General features: G+C 48.4%; 16 protein-coding genes. All 16 read left to right on the plus strand.

The genetic code is table 11. The annotated features are described in order from the left end of the window. Positions 1–107 precede the first annotated feature (107 nt). The 16 genes from ACAN55_RS14490 to ACAN55_RS14565 all read left to right on the plus strand — a co-directional run bounded on the left by ACAN55_RS14490 (position 108) and on the right by ACAN55_RS14565 (position 21,278). On the plus strand, positions 108–731 hold the full coding sequence (locus ACAN55_RS14490) for a deoxynucleoside kinase (protein ID WP_379133946.1): 624 nt from the start codon (positions 108–110) through the stop codon (positions 729–731). After that, positions 728–1,384: a deoxynucleoside kinase gene (locus ACAN55_RS14495; protein ID WP_379133948.1), complete on the plus strand. Its 657-nt coding sequence runs from the start codon at positions 728–730 to the stop codon at positions 1,382–1,384. The genes ACAN55_RS14490 and ACAN55_RS14495 overlap by 4 nt, the downstream gene beginning before the upstream one ends. 90 nt (positions 1,385–1,474) lie before the next feature. Then, on the plus strand, positions 1,475–2,656 hold the full coding sequence (locus ACAN55_RS14500; RefSeq protein ID WP_379133951.1) for a MalY/PatB family protein: 1,182 nt from the start codon (positions 1,475–1,477) through the stop codon (positions 2,654–2,656). Between the two features lie 232 nt (positions 2,657–2,888). Continuing rightward, positions 2,889–4,139 (plus strand): stalk domain-containing protein, encoded by a 1,251-nt coding sequence (locus ACAN55_RS14505; protein WP_379133954.1) that lies wholly within the window; start codon positions 2,889–2,891, stop codon positions 4,137–4,139. 31 nt (positions 4,140–4,170) lie between these two features. Then, positions 4,171–5,025, plus strand: a complete 855-nt coding sequence (locus tag ACAN55_RS14510; RefSeq protein ID WP_379133957.1) for an MBL fold metallo-hydrolase — start codon at positions 4,171–4,173, stop codon at positions 5,023–5,025. 122 nt (positions 5,026–5,147) lie between these two features. Further along, entirely contained in the window at positions 5,148–6,107 is a 960-nt protein-coding gene (locus ACAN55_RS14515) for a radical SAM protein (RefSeq protein WP_379134003.1), read from the plus strand. Positions 6,108–6,709: 602 nt separating this feature from the next. Next, on the plus strand, positions 6,710–7,336 hold the full coding sequence (locus ACAN55_RS14520) for a stalk domain-containing protein (RefSeq protein ID WP_379133959.1): 627 nt from the start codon (positions 6,710–6,712) through the stop codon (positions 7,334–7,336). 191 nt (positions 7,337–7,527) lie between these two features. After that, positions 7,528–9,561: a methyl-accepting chemotaxis protein gene (locus ACAN55_RS14525; protein ID WP_379133962.1), complete on the plus strand. Its 2,034-nt coding sequence runs from the start codon at positions 7,528–7,530 to the stop codon at positions 9,559–9,561. Between the two features lie 421 nt (positions 9,562–9,982). Beyond that, on the plus strand, positions 9,983–11,398 hold the full coding sequence (locus ACAN55_RS14530; protein ID WP_379133964.1) for a family 43 glycosylhydrolase: 1,416 nt from the start codon (positions 9,983–9,985) through the stop codon (positions 11,396–11,398). A 122-nt stretch (positions 11,399–11,520) separates the two neighbouring features. Beyond that, positions 11,521–12,843, plus strand: a complete 1,323-nt coding sequence (locus ACAN55_RS14535) for an ABC transporter substrate-binding protein (protein ID WP_379133967.1) — start codon at positions 11,521–11,523, stop codon at positions 12,841–12,843. Between the two features lie 104 nt (positions 12,844–12,947). After that, positions 12,948–13,841: a carbohydrate ABC transporter permease gene (locus ACAN55_RS14540; RefSeq protein WP_379133969.1), complete on the plus strand. Its 894-nt coding sequence runs from the start codon at positions 12,948–12,950 to the stop codon at positions 13,839–13,841. Further along, positions 13,842–14,675, plus strand: a complete 834-nt coding sequence (locus ACAN55_RS14545; RefSeq protein ID WP_379133972.1) for a carbohydrate ABC transporter permease — start codon at positions 13,842–13,844, stop codon at positions 14,673–14,675. It begins immediately after the preceding gene. A 39-nt stretch (positions 14,676–14,714) separates the two neighbouring features. Next, a complete protein-coding gene (locus tag ACAN55_RS14550; protein ID WP_379133975.1) occupies positions 14,715–16,466 on the plus strand; it encodes a family 43 glycosylhydrolase in 1,752 nt (583 codons plus the stop codon). A gap of 30 nt (positions 16,467–16,496) precedes the next feature. Beyond that, a complete protein-coding gene (locus ACAN55_RS14555) occupies positions 16,497–17,813 on the plus strand; it encodes an ABC transporter substrate-binding protein (RefSeq protein WP_379133979.1) in 1,317 nt (438 codons plus the stop codon). A 47-nt stretch (positions 17,814–17,860) separates the two neighbouring features. Beyond that, on the plus strand, positions 17,861–19,648 hold the full coding sequence (locus ACAN55_RS14560) for a sensor histidine kinase (protein ID WP_379133981.1): 1,788 nt from the start codon (positions 17,861–17,863) through the stop codon (positions 19,646–19,648). Positions 19,649–19,664: 16 nt separating this feature from the next. Then, positions 19,665–21,278, plus strand: coding sequence for a response regulator (locus ACAN55_RS14565; RefSeq protein WP_379133984.1), 1,614 nt, complete (start codon positions 19,665–19,667; stop codon positions 21,276–21,278). Positions 21,279–21,282 lie beyond the last annotated feature (4 nt).

The following is a 21,282-nucleotide window of genomic DNA, read 5'->3' on the forward strand; positions in this document are numbered from 1 at the left end:
TTGCTGGCGGATGCAGAAAAAAGTTGTCCACACGAATCTCCCCCTGTGATACAATAATTCAGTCTGTTTTTTATAGAGTGCCTTACCTGAGGAGGATATCAGCATCAATGAAACACGCACCATTTATTGCCGTGGAGGGTCCGATAGGAGCCGGGAAAACGACGCTGGCTACTATGCTGTCCACCGAATTTGAAATGCCGATTATCAAGGAGATTGTAGAAGAGAATCCGTTTCTCGATAAGTTTTACCGGAATATGGACGACTGGAGCTTCCAGCTTGAGATGTTTTTTCTCTGTAACCGGTACAAGCAGCTTGAGGATACCGTGATGCATTACATAGATAAAGGTAACCCTGTGATCTCTGACTATCATATTTATAAGAATTTGATTTTCAGTGAACGTACATTAAAAGGAACCAAGCGGGACAAATACCGTGAAATTTATCATGTACTGACCGATGATCTGCCGAAGCCAAACGTCATTATTTATATCCGTGCCGATCTTGAAACGCTGCTGAAGCGGATTGAGAAACGCGGGCGCACCTTCGAGGATGCGATGGACACCGCCTATTTACAGCAATTGATTACAGATTATGATGAAGCGATGGCCTCCCTGGCTAGCCGCGAGCCGTCAACCCGAATTATAACGATAAATGGAAATGAAATTGACTTTGTGGAGAACAAAGAACATTTCGCCGAAATTGCTTCCAGCGTAAAGGAGTTTATCCAATGAACCGTTTTAACATTCCGGACAATGCCTTGATCACTGTCGCCGGAACAGTGGGTGTCGGCAAATCGACACTGACAGGTGCGCTGGCACAGCGTTTGAATTTCCAAACGTCGCTGGAGCAGGTTGACCACAATCCATATCTTGAAAAGTTCTATCATGATTTCGAAAGATGGAGCTTCCATCTGCAAATCTATTTCCTTGCTGAGCGTTTCAAGGAGCAGAAGAAAATGTTCGAAATGGGCGGTGGGTTCGTTCAGGACCGTTCCATTTATGAAGATACCGGGATTTTTGCCAAGATGCATGCGGACCAAGGCACCATGTCCAAAACGGATTACGAGACTTACACGAGTCTGTATGAAGCAATGGTGATGACACCGTACTTCCCGCATCCTGACGTGCTGATCTACATCGAAGGCAGCCTGCCGTCTATCCTGAACCGGATTAACGAGCGCGGCCGTGAAATGGAGATTCAGACGGATGTCTCCTATTGGGAACAGATGCACGGCAGATATTCCATCTGGATCAATGAGTTCAAAGCTTGTCCGGTGCTTCGTCTGAATATCGATGAGTATGACGTCAATGATCCGGATTCCATGTCCGAAATTCTGGTGAAGGTTGGCAACGCCATCCGTAAACCTCAAACCTGCAGCAACTAAAAAAACGGCAGACCAAGCCTCTCCTTGGTCTGCCGTTTGTGTGTTACAATACATGAATACGTTAAAGCAGAGAGGACGAGGTGACTTTAGTTGAAGTATAATTTTGATGCCGTCATTGACCGCCGCAATACCCGATCCTATAAATGGGACCAAACCGAGAAGTTGTTCGGTGATAAGGATATTATGCCTTTATGGGTTGCCGATATGGATTTTGAAAGTCCTCCCGCTGTAAAAGAAGCCATTCTGCGCCGGGCGGAGCACGGAATTTACGGGTACAGTGTTGGAAGCGAAGCTTACCAGCGGGCCATTATTTCGTGGTATGAGCAAAGACACGGCTGGAAGCTGAAACCGGAATGGATCACGGACTCCCCCGGGATCGTAACCTCCCTAAGCCTCTCGGTAGAGCTGTTCAGCGAACCGGGAAGTGAGGTTATTTTGCAATCGCCGGTGTATTATCCTTTCTATGATGTCATCCAGATGAACGGACGGAAGGTTGCCAAGAACCCGCTAATCCTGCGGGACGGACGTTATGAGATGGATTATGATCATCTGGAGGGCCTGATGAAGGGCGGCGCGAAGCTGCTGCTGCTCTGCAGTCCGCACAATCCGGGCGGCCGCGTCTGGGAGCGGGATGAGCTACTGCGGCTTGGACAATTATGCCTCGATTACGGTGTTACTGTAATTTCAGATGAAATCCATTGCGATCTGGCGCTCTCCGGCTATACGCACATTCCTTTTGCATCGCTTTCAGAGGAACTGGCGGATATCATACTGACGACACTTGCCGCGACGAAGACGTTTAATCTGCCGGGGCTGCAAACATCCTTCATCGTTGCTTCCAACCCTTCGATCAAGCGGAAATTTGAACAGCGGGTAAAAGCACTGAGTATTCATATGGCCAGTTTCTTCGCACATGATGCAGTAGAGGCGGCATACCGTGAGGGCGGGGAATGGTTGGATGAGCTTGTGGAGTATGTTTCGGGGAATGCCGATTTCGCCATCAGCTACCTGTCCGAGCATTTACCACAAGTGAAGGTAATGGCGCCGGAGGCTTCCTATCTGCTGTGGGTAGACTGCCGAGCATTTAATCTGGATACGGTAGCCTTAAAGAAACTGATGTATGAGGAAGCTAAGGTCGCTTTTAACGAAGGATCGGTGTATGGCTCGGAGGGTGAAGGTTATTTGCGCATAAATCTGGCATGCCCAAGATCGATACTCGAAGTAGCCTTGACCCGGTTCGTCCAGGCAGCTACTGCTAAAGTTACGGGATAGTCTTTAAGCTCCACTACTATGAAATTCGAGTTGATACACAGCAGCCGCGGGACGTTCGACGTTCTGCGGCTGCTGTCAATTATGTATCGTTTAAACGCTGCCTCCTGTTTTGCGAGGCAGCGTTTTTTGCCTGGCTGAAGATATGGTTACAATCTATTAATTTGCTAATAATATCTATTTTGTTAATATGAGAGAGATGAATAGTCCAATTTGGGAGAAAAGGAGATTCACGATGAAGACTTTGGGGAAAATTATTTTATGCTCTGCCATAGTGCTTGGAGGTACGGCGACTGGACAAGGGATTGACGTACATGCAGCAGCCAAACCAGCGGGTGTAAGTATTGTACTAGATGGATACCCGCTGCCTTTTTCAGAAGCACCAGTGGTGATCAAAGGAACAACCATGGTGCCGTTCCGTACCATTTCTGACGCGCTTGACATCTCTGTGGAATGGAATCAGAAACTGAAGAAGATTACGGCTACGAGAACTGAGGGTACTGTCATCAAGAAAGTAGAGCTGACGCTTGGAAATAAAAAAGCCTTGGTTAACGGAACGGCGGTGGAACTGACTATGGCTCCGCGGACAATCAATAATTCAACAATGGTTCCGCTCAGCTTCTTCGGTACGCAGTTTGGTGCAGCGGTAGCCTGGGATCAGCCCTCCCAAACCGTGTCCATTACCTCCCCGAAAAAAGATATGTACACGCTGGGCTTTTATGCCCTTGCTTCTTATGACGAGTACGCCCTGCTTCCGAGCTTTGACGCGGCTGCGTTTGGCTGGAGCCGGATTGACCGGAGCGGTGAATTCACCACTCAGGGGGAGGATTATAGATGGCCGCAGGCAGCAGGAGCTGTGACTCCCGATTCTATCGTATCCGGTGCCGCCCAAAGCGGAACTACTCCTTATTTGATGGTCTATTCGGTTGACGGCAAGCTGGAGCTGACCAAGAATCTGGAGGATATGGAACTTCAGGCCCGGACCATTGCCGGAATCGTGGACACTGCAACACAAAAGGGCTTCCAGGGCATTATGCTTGATCTGGAAGGGCTGGGAATGAGCGGTGACACAGCCAAGGCCCGTGCCGATTATAACGGGTTTGTGAAGAAGCTGTCGGAGCAGGCGCGTCAGTCGGGACTTAAGCTTGGCGTCATTCTGCATCCGCTGAACAGCTCGTATTCAGGGTATGATTACAAGACACTAGGCACGGTTGCCGATGAACTGATCATCATGGCTTATGCCTATGGAGATGAGAAAAGTCCGGAACCGGTGAATAAGGTAGATGAAGCTATCCGGCTGGCACTGAAGCAGACCACTAAGGATAAACTGGTGCTGGGTATTTCCCTTGCCAGTGAGGATGAAAGCTCTGTAAATATCAAGATCGGCCTTGCTAAACGTTATGATCTCAAAGGCATTGCGATCTGGAGGCTCGGAATTATCGGACAGCCCGCATGGACGCAAATGAAGAAATCAGTAGAGCTTTAGAATGGTATAACTAGAAAGGCGGTAACATCATATGAATGTTCCGAATGAAATCAAAGGCAAACAACTCATTGAAGAAGTACGCCGCACTGAAGTCCCTTTTGGCACGCTAGCAATATGGTTCTTGGGACAGGAAAGTGTAATTATCAAGGGAGACGGGGTTACAGTGTACATTGATCCCTATGTGTCAGAGAACCCCGACCGGAATTTTCCGCCTCCAATCCAGCCCGAAGATATTACCGGAGCCGATGTGTGCCTGATTACACATGACCACTCCGACCACTTGGACCGAGGTTCAATCCCGCACATGGTTCACAATAATCCTTCAATGAAGATCATGGCTCCAGTTATATGCAGACCACAACTTCTGGAGCTAGGTGTCAAGGAAGAGCAATACCTCAAGGCTGAAGTGGAGACTTGGCATTCTTTCCGCTCTAAACTTAAGGTATTCCCAGTGGCAGCCGCCCATGAGAGCAGGGATACCGACGCAGAGGGCAACCCGTACTATGTGGGATATATCCTTCAGTTAAACGGTGTAACACTATATCATGCCGGAGACACGGTGCTGTTCCCTGAGCTTATTCAGTCGGTGAAGAGCCATTCGATTGATCTGGCGATGCTGCCGATTAACGGCCGTGATTACTTCCGCAATGAACGCAATATTGTCGGTAATATGAATTACCGGGAAGCGGCGGAGTATACGTATGCAGCCGGTTTTGAGACCGTCATACCGCTCCATTATGATCTTTTTGCCGGGAATTACGAGAATCCGGGGTATTTCGTAGATTATATGTATAAGCATTTTCCGGAGCAGAAGTTTCATGTGATGGCCAGAGGAGAACGGTTTATCTATGTGCCGGGAAGGATGTTCCTGAGGGGAGAAGAGTAGTTTTTATCAGATATTGAGTAAGGGGTGCGCCGGGCAGCTATAAAAATCATATAAACCTGCTGCCCAAACCTTTATAATATTCAGGTTACACCCTTGTTACCAACAATATCTGCTGTAGGAGGATTTCAATACGTATGAAATATAAATCACTGGAACTAAACAAACCGCTAACTTATGAGCTGGAAGGGCTCGAGATTGGAGTTACCTCAAACTGCAATTTCCGCTGCGACTACTGTTGCGCCTACAATAGAAACGATGGACAGAGCATCAACGCCAAAGAGGTTATCCGGATTCTCGGAGAGCTGCCGCATCTGAAAAGAGTACGCTTGTCCGGCGGTGAAGTAACACTGAAATTCCAGGACTGCGTCGAGATCGTGGCTTACTGCTCGTCCCGGGGTATTCAAACCCAGCTCAACTCCAACGGCAGTCTGCTGACCGAAGAGCGTATCAATCAGCTTGTGGAAGCAGGACTTACGACCATACATATTTCCTTCAACTTCACGGATGCCGAGTCCTTCTCCAAGTACTACAATATCCATCCAACCGTTTATACGAAGATCAGAGAGAATATTACCATGTTCGCCGCGACTAAGGTGGATACAGTGCTGGAAACGTTGCTGTTCAGTGAAACCCAGGATAACATGAAAGAAATCAGCGACCATGTCTATTCGATGGGGGTCCGGACGCATGAGATCCAGAATAGCATCATCATGGACCACACCGGCTGGAAGGCTATTGCAGCACGTGAGCAGCTCAAGAATGCAGTCAATGAGCTGATTGCCCGTAAAAAAGAGGATACTACGCTTTATTTCACCTGCATGGACCGCTTCATGGAGGCGCTTGGCTTCGAAGAACAGCCCGGTGTGTATTTCCCGCACTGCATCGAAGGGAAAAAGCAGCTTCATCTGCATGGGAACGGGGATATCCTGATCTCTGAGCTATGCCATCCGGTCATTATCGGTAACATTTATAATGGAACTTCATTGAATGAACTGTACAGCAACATGCCTGCACCACTGGCCAAGTTCCTGGATAAGCAGCCATGTCCCGCTTTGGATGCGTTGTTCCCGCAGGGTGTATAGGCAGTAAAATGCTTTGAGGTTCTGCACAGGGTTCAACCAGTCATCATTCTATAACATCGTACATGGTTCACATTGTGAGCATGTAGTGCGTGTGGAATAACATTAAATCGCACTTATTAAACCGCAAGACTTCCATTTGGAGGCTTGCGGTTTATTTATTGAGGTTATAGAAAGTAAACAGTGGCTTTGCTTTTAAATGCCGCGGAGCGGTTAAAGTAAGAGGTTGGATAAGGCTTTGTTTTTTTGTTTATGTTTTTGTTTGTGTTTGTGTTTTTGATTTTGATTTTGATTTTGATTATTGGTTGTTTTTGTTTTTGTGGAAGGAGCGCAGCAATCTTCCACCTGGATATTGCCTTCTCTCTTTGGATAGGCCAGTGGGAGTGACGGAGGGGAATTTTGGAGCTGTAGGAGCGCCAGCGACCGCCTTTGTCTTCGGATTTCAACCGCGTGAGCGGTATAATTCAGGAAATCCGAAGACAACAGCGGCCGAAAGCCCAAACATTCACCGCAGTTACTCTCCCTACTGGCCTACTCCGATTTGCACCGCTTCAAATGGGTTTAAATATATTAAAACCCATAATCCAAGGACTGGAGAGGATAATATGAAGAACAAGTGGATCATCGGATTGACCGTGTTCGGTATGCTGGGAACCGGATCGGCCGGTGTATATGCAGGAAGCAAGCTGGAGCAGATCAAAGCCTACCTGAATCACGGCCTCACGATCGAGGTGAACGGCAATCCGTATACACTTAAGGATGGAAACGGAAAAAAACTGGTGCCCATTACATACGGAGGACTTACCTACTTGCCTACACGGGCCATTGCGGATGCGCTGAGTGTGCCGGTAACTTACGATCCGGTGACATCAAAGGTGAAGATCGGGAATTATGTCGTCCTGAAGCGGCCGGTGAATCTGCCGGTTGACTTTCCGGTAGCCTTTGATGCGGTGATTACCAAATCGGAGGACAAAGTGATAAATGGTATCCGGACAGCAACCATAGAATACACAACGCAAGAAACGATAAGCACCATGGGTTTTGTGTACAAGGAATACGTCCGCATTAAGAGGATAAGCGAAAGTACACAACAGATTTCGGACAAGTCGATTAATATCACCGGATTGCTTGGAGGAGTGAGCCCTGTAATGATTCAAGGGAAGACTTCGCCGACCCTGAAGGGCTACAATAATTTCGTTATCACTTGGTCAGAGACGAAGGGTCTTGAATAAGAACCAGTAATTGTAAATGTTAAAATTTTATATTTCGACAAAATCCGATATTTTTTTCAAACTTTCGACCAGCAATATTCACTATTACAATTTATTAACCGATATTAAACATAATAATGGATATTGCATTTATCAAAAGTTCATTACAGGATGTTAGGGACTGGAGATAAGGCGGAAGGATGTAGAGAGATATGAAAATTCGGACAAAATTATCGCTAATGATGATCGCACTAACACTGATTTCCACCTTGGTAATGGGGGCCTTTACTTACAACAAGTCAACAGATTCTATGATGGGCCTTACCGAGACTTCAATGAAGCAAGTTAATGACAATAAGGCAGAAACTATTGAGAGTATGATTGACAAAGAGAAACGGAGCATCCAACTAATTGCTGCTGAAAGCGAGATTGTCGACCTGCTGACTAAATCGGCAGACGGGGAACTTACTAAAGGGGATGAGCTACAGACCGAAGTTAATACCAAACTTCAGGGCATTGTAAAAGATGCCGGCAATCTTGAGCACACGTTCGTCGTGGACATGAAGGGTATTATTAAGGCAGATAGCGATATCAAGCTTTTAGATGTAGATGTAAGCGAACGGAATTATACCAAGAATTCTATTGCTACAGCCGGACCCGTAGTCAGTGAAACCTTGAAGTCCAAATCAACGGGAGCTTTTGTACTCGTATTTGCCCATCCGGTTATGGATAACGGCAAAATGATCGGTTTTGTAGCCTCAGCCGTTCTGGCGAATAGTATTATTAAATATCTCGACAGTGCTCATGTAGCCAATGCACCAAGTTCTTATGCATATCTTGTAGATGAGAAAGGCATTATGCTGTTTCACCCGGATAAAGCGAAGATTGGGCTGCCGGTTGAGAATGCACAGATTAAGGCTGTAGTGGCACAAGTAATGGCTGGACAGAAGCCTGCTGACAACATTGTTAAATATAACTTTAAGGGTGCAAATAAAAAGGCAGCATACACTGTACTGCCATTAACGAACTGGACACTCGTCCTCACCGGAGATGTGAAAGAAATAATGAAACCTGTCACAGATATGACTTCGTTCATTATTTTTCTCGGCCTCGCAAGCCTTGTGGTTACATTACTAATTGGGCTGTTTGTATCGGGGAAGATCACCAAACCAATTATCAAACTGACTGAGCTAATTAACAAGACTGCAGAGCTGGATTTGAAGTATGACATGCAGTATGAATATTTGGTGAAAAATAAAGACGAGACAGGTATTATTGCCAAGGCGATGTTCCGGACTCGAGCGGTGCTTCGTGAGACAGCGGGTAGTTTGATTACCATCTCAGGCAGAGTGCTGGATAATGCTGAGGGACTCGAGCGGCTGGCTGTTGATGTACGTGAAAATGCGCATGACAACGCAGCAACTGCAGAGCAGTTATCTGCAGGTATGGAGGAGACAGCTGCTTCTACACAGGAAATGACAGCGGCTATCCACGAAATTGACTCCAATGTCATCACCATCTCAAGCAAGGTTAAAGAGGGTGCTGAGGTTTCGGATCAAATTACAGAGCGGGCTTTGGCGCTGCAGAGTGATGCCCTTGAATCATCGAGAAATGCAAAAGAGATCTATGAATCTGTCCGTGTAAAAATGGAGCAGGCGATCGAACAGTCCAATTCCATTTCCGAAATCAATGTACTTGCAGATACTATCTTATCCATTACAAGTCAGACGAACCTGCTGGCATTGAATGCTGCGATTGAAGCGGCACGTGCGGGAGAAGCGGGAAGAGGTTTCGCGGTAGTGGCTGGAGAGATCCGAAAGCTTGCTGAGAAATCGTCGACGACAGCCGCAGGTATTCAAGGCGTTGTCAAAGGCGTCTACGATTCTGTAGAGCTCATGAAAGAGAATTCTGAAGCGATCCTGACCTTTGTGGATCAGAATGTACTTGCCGACTATAAGAAGCTGGAGGAAGTTAGCCGTCAATACAATAGTGATGCTTCTACGATCAATGAGCTGATGGAGGAGTTCGAGAAGGCTTCCGATCATTTAAGCACGACGGTCTCCAGCATTGCTATTGCTATCAATGAAGTGGCTGCTACAGTGAACGAGGGAGCTACAGGAGTTACGGATATTGCTGTGAAGACCTCTGAAATCGTGGAGAAGACATTCGAGGAAGTCAAGATGGCGGATGAGAACTCCCACAGCGCCAAAGAACTGCAAGCGCTGGTTGATAAATTCAAAATTTAGGCTGAAATTAATATAATCCTTAGCTAGGGTTCATATAATTTTAAGCTTAGGGGATTATAGTTATCCCATACCCCCCTTTAATATACGACTTGACCCTGCCGATGCGGCAGGGTCACTTTTTTTTATTCAGGACACCGGGGATTTCCAATTAGGATTTCAGGAAGTTTTCCTGCACTTCAAGCCAGTTATTCACCCTGTTATAGCCTGTTACCGGGCTGTGAGGTGCGGAGCTTCCCACACCCGGTGCAGTTGCCGGAATCCTCTCTCTCTCTTTAATGATCCGTAACAAATGACCGCAAGTTCCAAATAAATGTCATGTAAGCGCTTAATCATTCAACTTAAAATATAAGCGTATTATTCCGTCAGAACTAGTGAGCCAAAGTGTTCGCAATGGCTGCCGACAACCAAAGGAGGTTTAGGAATGAGAAAATTTTGGGTAAAGCAAGTTGTTTTATTACTGGCTGTTATGCTGCTGATACCGCAATTTGCCTGGAACGCTTCTGCAGCACCGGTGTCTAACTTCTACAATGTCATTAAGCAGGATGGCGCCGATCCATGGATTTACAAGCATACGGACGGTTATTATTACTACACCCAAACCACAGGTAACAACGTTACGATCTGGCGTTCGAAGTCAATCAGCGGAGTAGATACAGGAGATAGTCAAGTCGTTTGGACGCCTCCTAGCGGCACGATGTACAGTTCTAATATATGGGCTCCCGAAATTCATTATCTGGACGGCAAGTGGTATATCTATTTTGCAGCAGATAACGGAAGCAATGAGAATCACCGCATGTATGTACTGGAGAACACAAGCAGCAATCCCTTCAGCGGAAGCTGGACTTTTAAAGGGAAAATCACAGACTCTACAGACCGCTGGGCGATCGATGGTACGGTATTGACCCTGGGTTCAAACCGTTACTTCATCTGGTCCGGCTGGGAAGGGACGACAAATGACAAGCAGAATCTGTATATCGCGCAGATGAGCAATCCATGGACTATCAGTTCTGCCCGCACCCGGATCGCCACACCAACCTATAGCTGGGAGACTAACACTACGCCGCAGGTCAATGAAGGGCCGGAGGTTATCGTCCGCGGCAGCACGGTCAGTCTGGTCTATTCCGCAAGCGGAAGCTGGACCGATAATTATTGTCTGGGCCTCGTAACTGCGGGAAGCTCATCCAATCTGCTGAACGCAGCTTCCTGGACGAAGAAGAGTACTCCGATTTTTGCCAGCGGGAATGGGGTATATGGCCCTGGACACCATAGCTTCACCAAGTCGCCGGACGGCAGCGAGGATTGGATTGTCTATCACGCCGCAAGATGGCAGGGAGCGGGCTGGACGCGCAATGTGCGGACCCAGAAGTTTAGCTGGAATGCTGACAATACGCCCAATTTGGGAGCTCCAGTGAATCCTAATACTCCGATCGTGAAGCCTTCCGGTGAGCCGTCCAGAGAGCGGTATGAGGCAGAGAGTGCTGCCCTCGCGAATGGTCCGGCTGCAGTTGGGGAGTCCAGTGCATCGGGCGGAGTGAAGGTTGGTTATATCGATAACAGCAACAGTTATGTACAATTTACCGTCAGTGTAGCCTCCGCCGGCTACTATGTTCTGGCCGTACGGAATGATAACGGGACCAGCGGCCAACCTTGGGCAATTCATACCTTATCCGTGAACGGCGGTGCCGGGTCGAACTTCTACGTTGCTTATTCCGGCTGGAACAACTGGGGCATTTCCACAGCGAAGGTATATTTAAATGCAGGGGGCAACACGATCCGTTTCATAAAGAATAGCAATTATGCCGAAATCGACTGCATGGACGTATTCGCTTTTCAATAAAATGGACCTGTAAAAATGTCCACTTCTCCTAAACTGACGACATTTTTTTGATCTCCCCCATGACTTAACATAAAGCTATCAAAGAATTCATCTTTGAATCATCGGTAAAGGGGAGCAAACAGATGAAAAAAACATTACGCAAAACAACGGGAATTCTGCTCATGATTATGCTTGTCGTGTTAACTGTAACCGCTTGCGGAGGTAACAACAGCAACAGTGGTAACGGTGGTAACGGTGGTAACAGTGGCAACAGTACCAATGAAGCCCAAGGGGACACTGGCGGCAGCACAAGCGGCAAAAAGACGGAAATATTGTTCTGGTCGCCATTCTCGGGCTCGGATGGCCCGTTCATGAAGAAGATCGTCGATAAATATAACAGTTCACAGGATCAATACAAGGTTAAATTCGTTATTCAACCGAACGGTGAGTATTACAAGCAGCTGGACGTGGCTCTTAGCACCGGGAAGGAACGTCCGGATCTAATGATTATGCATGTGGATCAGGTGCCGACTTATCAGAGCAAGGAGCAACTGCAGCCTGTGGATGAATTGGCGGTAGCCGCAGGCATCAACTCTGCAGACTTTGCGGAAGCACCGGTTAAATATGCGACGATCGACAGTAAGCTGTATACCATTCCACTCGATATCCATCCAGTTGTAATGTACTACAACAAAGATTTGTTCGAAAAAGCAGGAATTACTGCTCCTCCAACAAATCGGGCGGAGTTCGACGCAGCCGTTGAGAAGCTGACCGATAAATCCAAAGGAGTATACGGTTATGTGGTGCCAACCTTGTGGCCGCAACAATTTATCTTTCCTTCCCTCGTATGGCAAAATGGCGGTGAACTGTGGAATGGCACTGATGTAGCCTACAATTCACCGGAGGCTGTTGAAATGGTTGAGTGGTTGCGCGGCATGGTAGACAAAGGCGTCTCACCAGCCAATGTGCAGCAGGATGGAGAGAATACATTGTTCTTGCAAGGCAAGAACGCCATCCAATTTAACGGTCCATGGATGAAATCACAGTTCGATGAAGCAGGCCTCAATTACGGCGTTGCCGTGATGCCTCAGATTGGTAAAGCGAAACAAGCCATTTATGCCGGTTCACACGGATTTGTAGTACCGAAGGCTGTTACAGACAGCAATACATTGGCAGGTATCGGCGATTTCCTGAAATATGTATCCGGCAACTCTCTGGACTGGGCTGAATCCGGGCAGGCAGTAGCCTCCAACAAAGTACTGGAGAGTGCAGAATTTAAGGCACTGGAGTTCCAGAACACTGTATCCCAAAGCTTCACATCCGTTCAATTTGCTCCAAATGTATTGAATTGGGGTACGATTATTGAACCGGTATGGTCTGAACTGAGCAATGCCATTCTTGGCAAAAAATCACCACAGCAGGCAATGGACGATGCGGTGGCCAAATCCCGCCAGGCAATGAAATAAGGTTCATTTATTGGACGCCGGTTGAACCAGGGGGCGGGAAGCGTTACTTGTGCTTCCCGCCTTTCCGTTTAACCCCCAGTAATTGAAGAAATGGAGGAACCCTTTTGAAGAACACATGGACGTCCCGTTTGACCTCATTTTTGTTCATACTTCCCTATTTGGCTGCCTTCGGACTGTTCTTGCTCTTTCCGATCTTGTATGGTGTGGTCATCAGCCTTCAGGATTTTGAGCTTTTGTCGACAGAGCATGCTTTTGTGGGATTGCGAAATTATATAACGATTTTCACACCCGGAACGTATGAGAATAGTATTTTCTTCGGCGGGTTATGGACAACAATACAGTTTGTGATCTATTCTGTGCCGCTATTGATCTTTGTGGGCTTGGCGCTGGCCATGTTAGTTAATGCACTGCCGGGTAAACTCCGTACTTGGTTCCGGACGTTCTATTTCCTGCCCTATGCACTGTCGGCTTCCGTTATGGCGGTCATCTGGCTAATGATGTTTGACACCAATGCCGGATTTCTGAACAGCCTGCTGATGAAGTTTGGGATTGCAAGCGTGCCATGGCTGACAGCGACTCCTTGGGTGTGGATTGCACTCGTGATTACAACACTCTGGTGGACAATCGGGTTCAACATGATTATTTTCGTTAATGCCCTGAACGAGGTGCCGGAGGATTATTATGAAGCGGCATCCATTGACGGTGCGAACGCATGGAATAAGTTCACATCCATTACACTGCCTTCGATCCGACCGGTGATGCTCTTCGTGATGATTACCTCGACGATCGCCTCTTTTAACATTTACGCCCAGCCGTTCCTGCTTACACGGGGAGGTCCCGGAAGCACGACCAAGGTGCTGCTCATTAATGTTCTGGATCAGGCCTTTGTGCGCAAGGATGTAGGATCAGCCTCAGCCATGGCTATTCTAATGGCGTTGCTCATCATGGTGATCTCCGTCGTTCAATTTCGAATTACCAACCGGAAGGAGAAGGTATAAATGGCAAAAACAAAAAAAGCAGGCCTCCTTCTGCTGGCTGTCCTGATCGCTATTGTTATCCTGCTGCCGCTGGTATGGATGATCTCTACGGCTTTTAAAAATGATTTTGAAGCGCTCTCCGGCCGGATGAACTTTTTCCCGCGCAAGCCGACGGTAGATAATTTTGTCCAGGGCCTCAGCGGAGAGCTTATGAATACTCCGATCTTACGCTGGATCATTAATTCCTTATCTGTAGGTATTGTAGGAACGGCTATCGTGCTGCTGATCGACTCCATGGCTGCGTTCGCATTGGCACGCCTTAATGACCTGCCGCTGCGGCGCACGTTGCTCGCCATGTTCATCGCCTCATTGATGATTCCAAGTGTGCTGACGTTTCTGCCGATGTACATCGAATTTAATACACTGGGACTTATCAATACTTATCAGGCGCTTATTCTTCCGGCAACCGCCGGCGCTTTCGGGGTATTCCTGCTCTATCAGTTTTTTGTCTCCTTCCCGAAAGAGATTGAAGAGGCGGCGCGTATGGACGGGGTGAATAAGTGGAAGCTGTACTCGAACATTATCATGCCTTCCGCGGTTTCCATTATGACTACGCTTGGAATCTTCACGTTTATGGGGATTTATAATGACTTTGTGTGGCCGCTGTATGCAACAACCTCACCGGAAATGCGCACCATTACCGCAGGTATTGCTATGATGGCGACAGGAAGTTATACACAAAGCTACGGGAAGCTGATGGCGATGACCACCATTGCGGCGCTTCCGGTGCTGATTATCTTTATTGTGGGCCAGAAGTCTTTTGTCAAAGCCATTACCAGTGCCGGAGTGAAGTAGTGTACCTGCTTGAGAACAACGCCTGAGGAGGGCGCAATGATGAATATTCGCGGTAAAAAAATAATCTGGCCTCTTGCGGGAGTGCTTCTAATACTGATAGCGGGAGGAGTATATTTGTTGCTGCAGCAAATGAAGAGTGAAGAGGTGCCGGCTTACAACGGGCATGGAGGGACGTTCAAGAACACGCTGGCGGAGATCGATACACCTGACCCTAGTGTCATTTATAAAGCTGGATATTATTACATGACCTTTACCCATAACGGGACTGATATTATGGTGATGAAGTCCCGGACACTCGATTTCCGGCAGGCAGAGCGGGCAGTAGTCTGGTATCCTCCGGTCGAAAGCCCGTATTCGGCGGAGATTTGGGCGCCGGAAATCCAGTTTATACAGGGGAAATGGTATATCTATTTCGCGGCCGATAACGGACAGAACGAGAACCACCGCATGTACGCACTCGAGGGTGACAGCGAGGATCCGATGGGTTCCTATACGTTTAAAGGACAAATCAAAGATGAGACCGACAAGTGGGCCATTGACGGGCTGGTTATGGAGCATGAACAGAAGCTGTATTTCGTCTGGTCCGGGTGGGAAGGTGACGTCAACGAGGCGCAGAATACATATATTGCGCCGATGAGCGATCCGCTGACGATCAGCGGACCGCGGGTGCTCCTGAGTGAGCCGGATCTGGACTGGGAGAAAGCTGGCGGCCCGCCTTATATCAATGAAGGTCACTCTATTCTTCATAAGGATGACCGGGTGTTTATTATCTACTCCGGAGCAGGAAGCTGGACACCTTACTATAGCCTGGGCATGCTCGCACTAAAGCCGGGCAGCGATCCTCTGGACCCAGCAGGCTGGGAGAAGGCACAGCAGCCTCTTCTGAATATGGATGAAGAAGCCGGAGTGTTCGGGCCGGGACATAACTCGTTCGCATCTTCGCCCGATGGCAGCGAGCAGTGGATTGTTTATCATGCTACAAGCGGAGCGGCTGATGGCTGGAATAACCGTAAAGCGCGGGCTGCAAAGGTTACGTGGGATGATGGAGGGCTTCCTGTCTTCGGGAAACCGCAGGCGCTCAGCACACCGGTTGAAGTCCCTTCGGGAATGGGGATCTTCTGGGCCGGGGATGCAGCCAGTGAAGGGGAGCGGTTGACTTTCCCGAATCTGCCGTCGACTGTCGATACGATCATTCCCTTGCTTGTACATTACAAGAACACCAATGATTCTAAAGGTTCGGTCGAGATGTTGATTAATGGAACAGGTGGTTACACCATTGAACTTCCGGCAATCGATGGAGATGAAACGGGTTATGCCTATACAGCCATACCTTTCACATCCGGGATGAATGAACTGAGCTTCAATACTGCCGGAGCTAACATTGAAATTCTCGCCATTGAAATTCCACGTTATGAAGCCGAAACTGCGTTATTGGAAGGCGGTAGTGAAGCGGAAGAGAACCCTTTTGCCTCCAACGGTTCGATCGCCAGCCTGTATGATGAAGGTAGTTCCGTTCGTTTCATCAATGTGCAGGTGCCGCAAAGTGGTGTGTACACTCTCTCGATAGCCGCAATCAACCCGTCTCAGGACGGAGCGGAGCTGGGGATTTCGGTAAATAGCGGTAAAGAGAAGGCGGCCGTTATCAAACCTCAAGAGCGGAATGAGGTAGAACTGATCCATATGGAGCTGGAACTTAAAGCGGGGCGCAACGAAATTTCCGTCTTTGACAGAAAGGGCAGCTTCGGTATAGATTATATGGATGTGTGGCACAAGCCTAACGAACACAGATAGATAACTATGGCAGACGGGGGCGTTATCAACATGAATACGGCTAAATTCCCGGCAGGAGCAGGCTGGAAGGCAATGTCCCTGCTACTCTTAGTAATGATATTAATCGTGCCGGTTCTCGGAGGCTGCTCGGCAGATTCCTCCGAAGAACCGCAGCCGGCAGCCTCCCAGCCGGTGATGCTGGAATACTGGACGCCTTTCAGCGGAGGAGACAATCTGTTCATGACGGAGCTGGTGGAGAAATTCAACCGCGAGCATGATGACATCCATATTGATCAGATCAATTCCCGGCTGGACGACTATTATTCACGTTTGCGTACCGCTATTTTAGCGGGTAATGCCCCTGATCTGGCCATTATACATGCTACCAATCTACCGCAGTTTGTGCAGAACGGATATATTGAAGCGCTGGATGAACCCGCTAAGGCATCGGGTATAGATTTTGGTACGTTCAATTCCAATATTGTGGAATCCACGCTGTACGGCGGCGAGCATTATGCCATTCCGCTGGATACTCATGCGCTGGTATTCTACTATAACAAGAAATATTTGCGGGAAGCCGGGCTTTTGGATGCTGAGGATAAACCTGTCATTGGAGCGGGGGAAGAAGGTTTCATATCGTTCCTGGAGAACATTAAGAAAGCGGTCCCACCCGGCGTAGCGCCGCTCGCTCTGCCGAGTACACGTATTGACTCACTTTGGTTATGGTGGAGCCTGTACAACCAAATGGATGGCGGCGGCGGTTTCTATAATGCACAGGGGACGCAGACGGTGTTTAACAACAGCAAGGCGCAGCAGGCGCTGACGTTTGTCGATAGCTTGTATAAACAGCAACTTATCCCGCCCAATATCAATGATGCATTCAAAATGTTCTATGACGGTGAAGCTGCTGTTCTGATCACCGGAGTGTGGGGAACAGGCGCTTTTGAAAAAGATAAAAATCTGGAACTGGGCGTTGTGCCGGTTCCGGTCATTTATGACCATCCGGCAGTTTGGGGAGATTCCCATACCCTGGCGATTCCGGCAAAAGCCGGAATGACGCAGGAGAAGAGGGACGCGGCGCTCGTGTTCGCGAAGTGGGCGGTGGATCATGGCGTGATGTGGGCAGAAGCCGGACACGTGCCCAGCTCCAAGAAAGTCGTTGAGAGTAAGGCGTATACGGATCTAAAATTCCGCAGCGACTATGCGGCAACCGCTAACTATGTCGTGTATTGGCCCAGAAATGTGAAGCAGTGGAGCATCAATGAGAAGCTCATTGCGGAGCTTGAGAAAATGATCTACAAGCAGCAGACGCCGGAGCAGGCGCTGCAACATGCAGCGGCAGCAATCGACGCGCAGCTGAAGAAATAAGGACATATTTATCTTAACCTCACAGGTGGGCTAAAGGGGAGAACCGCTTGAAAGCATTCGGGAACTGGTTTCGGAATTTGGCATTGGCGCGCAAGCTTATACTGATTAATGTAGTCTTCATCGTGCTGCCGCTGGGGCTGATGGGATACTTTGCGTTTGCCCGTTTTGCCGAAACTACGGAGGCTAAGGTCGGTGACTATCAGCTTCAGACGCTGAAGCAGCTCACATTGAATATTGACACCTATATGAATGAGCTGAACCGGTTGACGGTTATGCCCTACCAGTATCCCAAAGTGACCACGTATCTGGAAACCCCAAGATCACCAAGGCAGCCCTTAACCCTGGATGAAATCAGTGAACTGAACAACTTCGTCACCCAGGTTTTTTTGAACGGCCGGGTAGATATTCTCGGAGTCTCATTATATGGAGCCGGAGGAGCCTCTTATGTGGTGTTGCCGGAGAGCCAATATGTAACGACTTATAAACTGGATGAGAACGTGGAGTGGCTGAACAAATTCAAAGGGCATTATGGTGACCCGGTCTTCGTAGCCACCCATGATGTCAGTTCGACAGGAGGCAATGTATATCAAGCGTTCTCCATTGTCAGAGAGCTGCGGAGCTTCGATTCCGGACAGACACTGGGTTATATCGTCATTGATGTAGATCCCAAGTTTATCAGCGAAATCCTGTCCAAGGTCAAGCTGGATGCCAAAGAATCGTTATATATTGCAGATGATTCCGGCAATCTGGTTATCCGTAAAGATAACAGCGGGGAAGAAATGGCTCCATCCCTGTATCTGGGCAGAACGGGAGAAGGAGTAAATCATGTCCGTACTAAAGGCAGTGGTTTGCTGGTTGCCCATGTGACCTCAGAGGTGACAGGCTGGACTACCGTTGGTATTGTTCCCGTGGCAAGCCTGATGAAGGATACGGATACGCTGCGCAAATATATCATTCTTATTGGTATTTCCTGTGTCGGGCTGGCCCTGCTTCTATATGTATTTATTGCTTACCGGATCACCCGCCCGCTGCGCAAGCTGAGCCGTCTCATGCGGAATGTCGAGCGTGGAGATATCAGTATGAGCTTCCCTGTGACCGGAAGTGATGAGGTCGGAATGTTAGGGAACTCTTTTAACGGAATGATTGCGAAGCTGAGTGAGCTTGGTTATCTGTTGTACGAGACCGAAATCCGCGAGAAGGATGCGCAAATTGCCGCCCTACAAAGTAAAATCAACCCGCATTTCCTTTATAATACGCTGGGCTCGATCAGTATGTATGCTGAAATGGAGGGGAACCGCGAGATCATCACGATGGCTAATAATCTTAGTAAGCTTCTACGGTACAGCCTGAGTGGACGCAAGGAGCATGTGACATTGCGCGATGAGCTTGACCATGTGAGCGGTTATATGAAAATCCAGCAGATGCGCTATGAGGAACGGATTATTTTTGAGATGAATATCGATCCTGCGCTGTTGGAATGCAAGGTCATTCCACTGATGATCCAGCCGCTGGTGGAGAACTCCATTAATCATGCGCTGGACAAAGGCGTAGGTGAAGGAAGGATCACGCTTACCGCTGCCAAAGTGAACCAGGTGCTGACGATTACGATTGATGATGATGGAATCGGTATGGCTGCAGATGCGCTGGAATCGTTGCGCATGCGGCTGCGGAATACGACGGATTTAGGCGGGCGGTCTGGAAATGGCCTGCTTAATGTACACCGCAGGATTGTGCTGCATTATGGTGTGGAGTTCGGGTTGTCTCTGGAGAGTATGCCTTTCCAAGGGTTTCGTGCCGTACTTCGGCTGCCGGTGATGTACTTGCCGGGACAATGAAGGGAGGAGGACGGGTATGCCCAAAATTCTGATCGTTGATGATGAATCGATTTTCCGCAAAGGGCTGCGGAAGATGATTTCGAGCCTGGATGACAGCTGGGAGATTGTCGGTGAAGCCAGTGATGGCTATGATGCGCTTGATAAACTGGAAGAATTCGCGCCTGAAGTTCTCTTGACGGATATACGCATGCCCCGGATGGACGGAATTCAGCTGCAGAAAGTGGCTGGAGGGCGCTTCAAGGATTTAATGACAGTCGTGGTCAGCGGTTACGACGAATTCGTCTATGTGCAGCAGTCGATGAGACAAGGTGCGAAGGATTACCTGACGAAACCGGTTGAACGGGAAGAACTAGGCCGTGTGCTTGAGAAGCTGAAGCTGGAGATTGCAGAGCGGCAAGCGAAGCCCAGTCAGGCATCGTGGGGTGCACAGCCGACCGTCCGGCGACATGTTACCGAACATTTAATTGAAAGTCTGCTCAAAGGCAAAACAGATGAGAATGAACTGAAGCTGCTGAGCGAAATGGGTATCGTCTTTCAGCATCCGTATTTCGTCTGCATGGTCATTAAGCTGGATAAACACTCCGTAGAGAAGGAGCGTTATCTCCGCAGTGATGCTTCATTATTCCAACTGTATATCCAACAGTTTGTGCAGGAAATGATTGACCGGCATGCCAAAGGACTGAGCTTTGTGCTGTCGGATACAGAGGTCGTGGCTCTGGTCAATGTAGCGGACACGAAGCAATCCTGGACCAGTCCAGGCTCACTGGGTGAAATGATCCGCCGTCAGATTCGTTCTCTATCCAAGCTGACGGTTACGATTGGCATCAGCACGCCGGTTGAAGGACTTCAGAGTATCCCGAAGGCTTATAATGAAGCCGAAATTGCCCTTTTGTACCGGTTGATTGTAGGAGGAGATAATCTGCTGGAGTACGAGGCTATGACTAGCAATTCTCATTTCGGCACGACTCACCGCAAATGGTCCTGGGAAATGCTTGAGAATTCGATTGTGGAGGGCAGACGTGAGAAGTTTAACGGAATAATCGGTCAGCTGATCGATGACCTCTGCAGCTCCGCCCCCTCCCCTGAGAGCATCCATCAGCAGATCTGCAAGCTGCTGCTGTATTACTATGAATTGGCCGAGGAACTGGGAGTAACTGAGCAATGGTTAGGCTCGAAGGATATCCGTAAGGTATTGTTTGAGATTTGTGCAATCTCCTCCCGGCAGGAGCTGACGGAGCAGTGTCAGGAGCTGCTAAGTCAGCTAACAGATGTGATTGCTTTATCCAGAGAACAGCATGACCGGGATCCGATAGCTGCCGCACAGCGGTATATTGAAGCGCATTTCGAGCAGCCGCTGACGTTGAAGGAGGTTGCGGACGAGGTTTTTTTAAACCCGGCATATTTCAGCAACCTGTTCAAACAAAAAGCCGGAGTTACGTTCATCGAACATCTGACACAGGTCCGCACACGGGAAGCCAGAAAGAGACTGGCTTTCACAAACGATAAAATTAATGTGATTGCCGAGGAGACGGGGTTTGCGAATGTCCGTCATTTTAACAGGGTCTTCAAGAACCTGAGCGGATTGTCACCTAAAGAATACAGGGACAGCACACGGACCGAGGCAAACTGATGGA

Source organism: Paenibacillus oryziterrae (genome assembly GCF_042610485.1).
GTDB lineage: Bacteria > Bacillota > Bacilli > Paenibacillales > Paenibacillaceae > Paenibacillus_AQ.

Excerpts from the sequence above, each read along its gene's own strand:
- ACAN55_RS14490 (WP_379133946.1), top strand. The coding sequence starts at position 108 with ATGAAACACGCACCATTTATTGCCGTGGAGGGTCCGATAGGAGCCGGG.
- ACAN55_RS14495 (WP_379133948.1), top strand. The coding sequence starts at position 728 with ATGAACCGTTTTAACATTCCGGACAATGCCTTGATCACTGTCGCCGGA.
- ACAN55_RS14505 (WP_379133954.1), top strand. The coding sequence starts at position 2,889 with ATGAAGACTTTGGGGAAAATTATTTTATGCTCTGCCATAGTGCTTGGA.
- ACAN55_RS14510 (WP_379133957.1), top strand. The coding sequence starts at position 4,171 with ATGAATGTTCCGAATGAAATCAAAGGCAAACAACTCATTGAAGAAGTA.
- ACAN55_RS14520 (WP_379133959.1), top strand. The coding sequence starts at position 6,710 with ATGAAGAACAAGTGGATCATCGGATTGACCGTGTTCGGTATGCTGGGA.
- ACAN55_RS14525 (WP_379133962.1), top strand. The coding sequence starts at position 7,528 with ATGAAAATTCGGACAAAATTATCGCTAATGATGATCGCACTAACACTG.
- ACAN55_RS14530 (WP_379133964.1), top strand. The coding sequence starts at position 9,983 with ATGAGAAAATTTTGGGTAAAGCAAGTTGTTTTATTACTGGCTGTTATG.
- ACAN55_RS14535 (WP_379133967.1), top strand. The coding sequence starts at position 11,521 with ATGAAAAAAACATTACGCAAAACAACGGGAATTCTGCTCATGATTATG.
- ACAN55_RS14545 (WP_379133972.1), top strand. The coding sequence starts at position 13,842 with ATGGCAAAAACAAAAAAAGCAGGCCTCCTTCTGCTGGCTGTCCTGATC.
- ACAN55_RS14550 (WP_379133975.1), top strand. The coding sequence starts at position 14,715 with ATGAATATTCGCGGTAAAAAAATAATCTGGCCTCTTGCGGGAGTGCTT.
- ACAN55_RS14555 (WP_379133979.1), top strand. The coding sequence starts at position 16,497 with ATGAATACGGCTAAATTCCCGGCAGGAGCAGGCTGGAAGGCAATGTCC.
- ACAN55_RS14565 (WP_379133984.1), top strand. The coding sequence starts at position 19,665 with ATGCCCAAAATTCTGATCGTTGATGATGAATCGATTTTCCGCAAAGGG.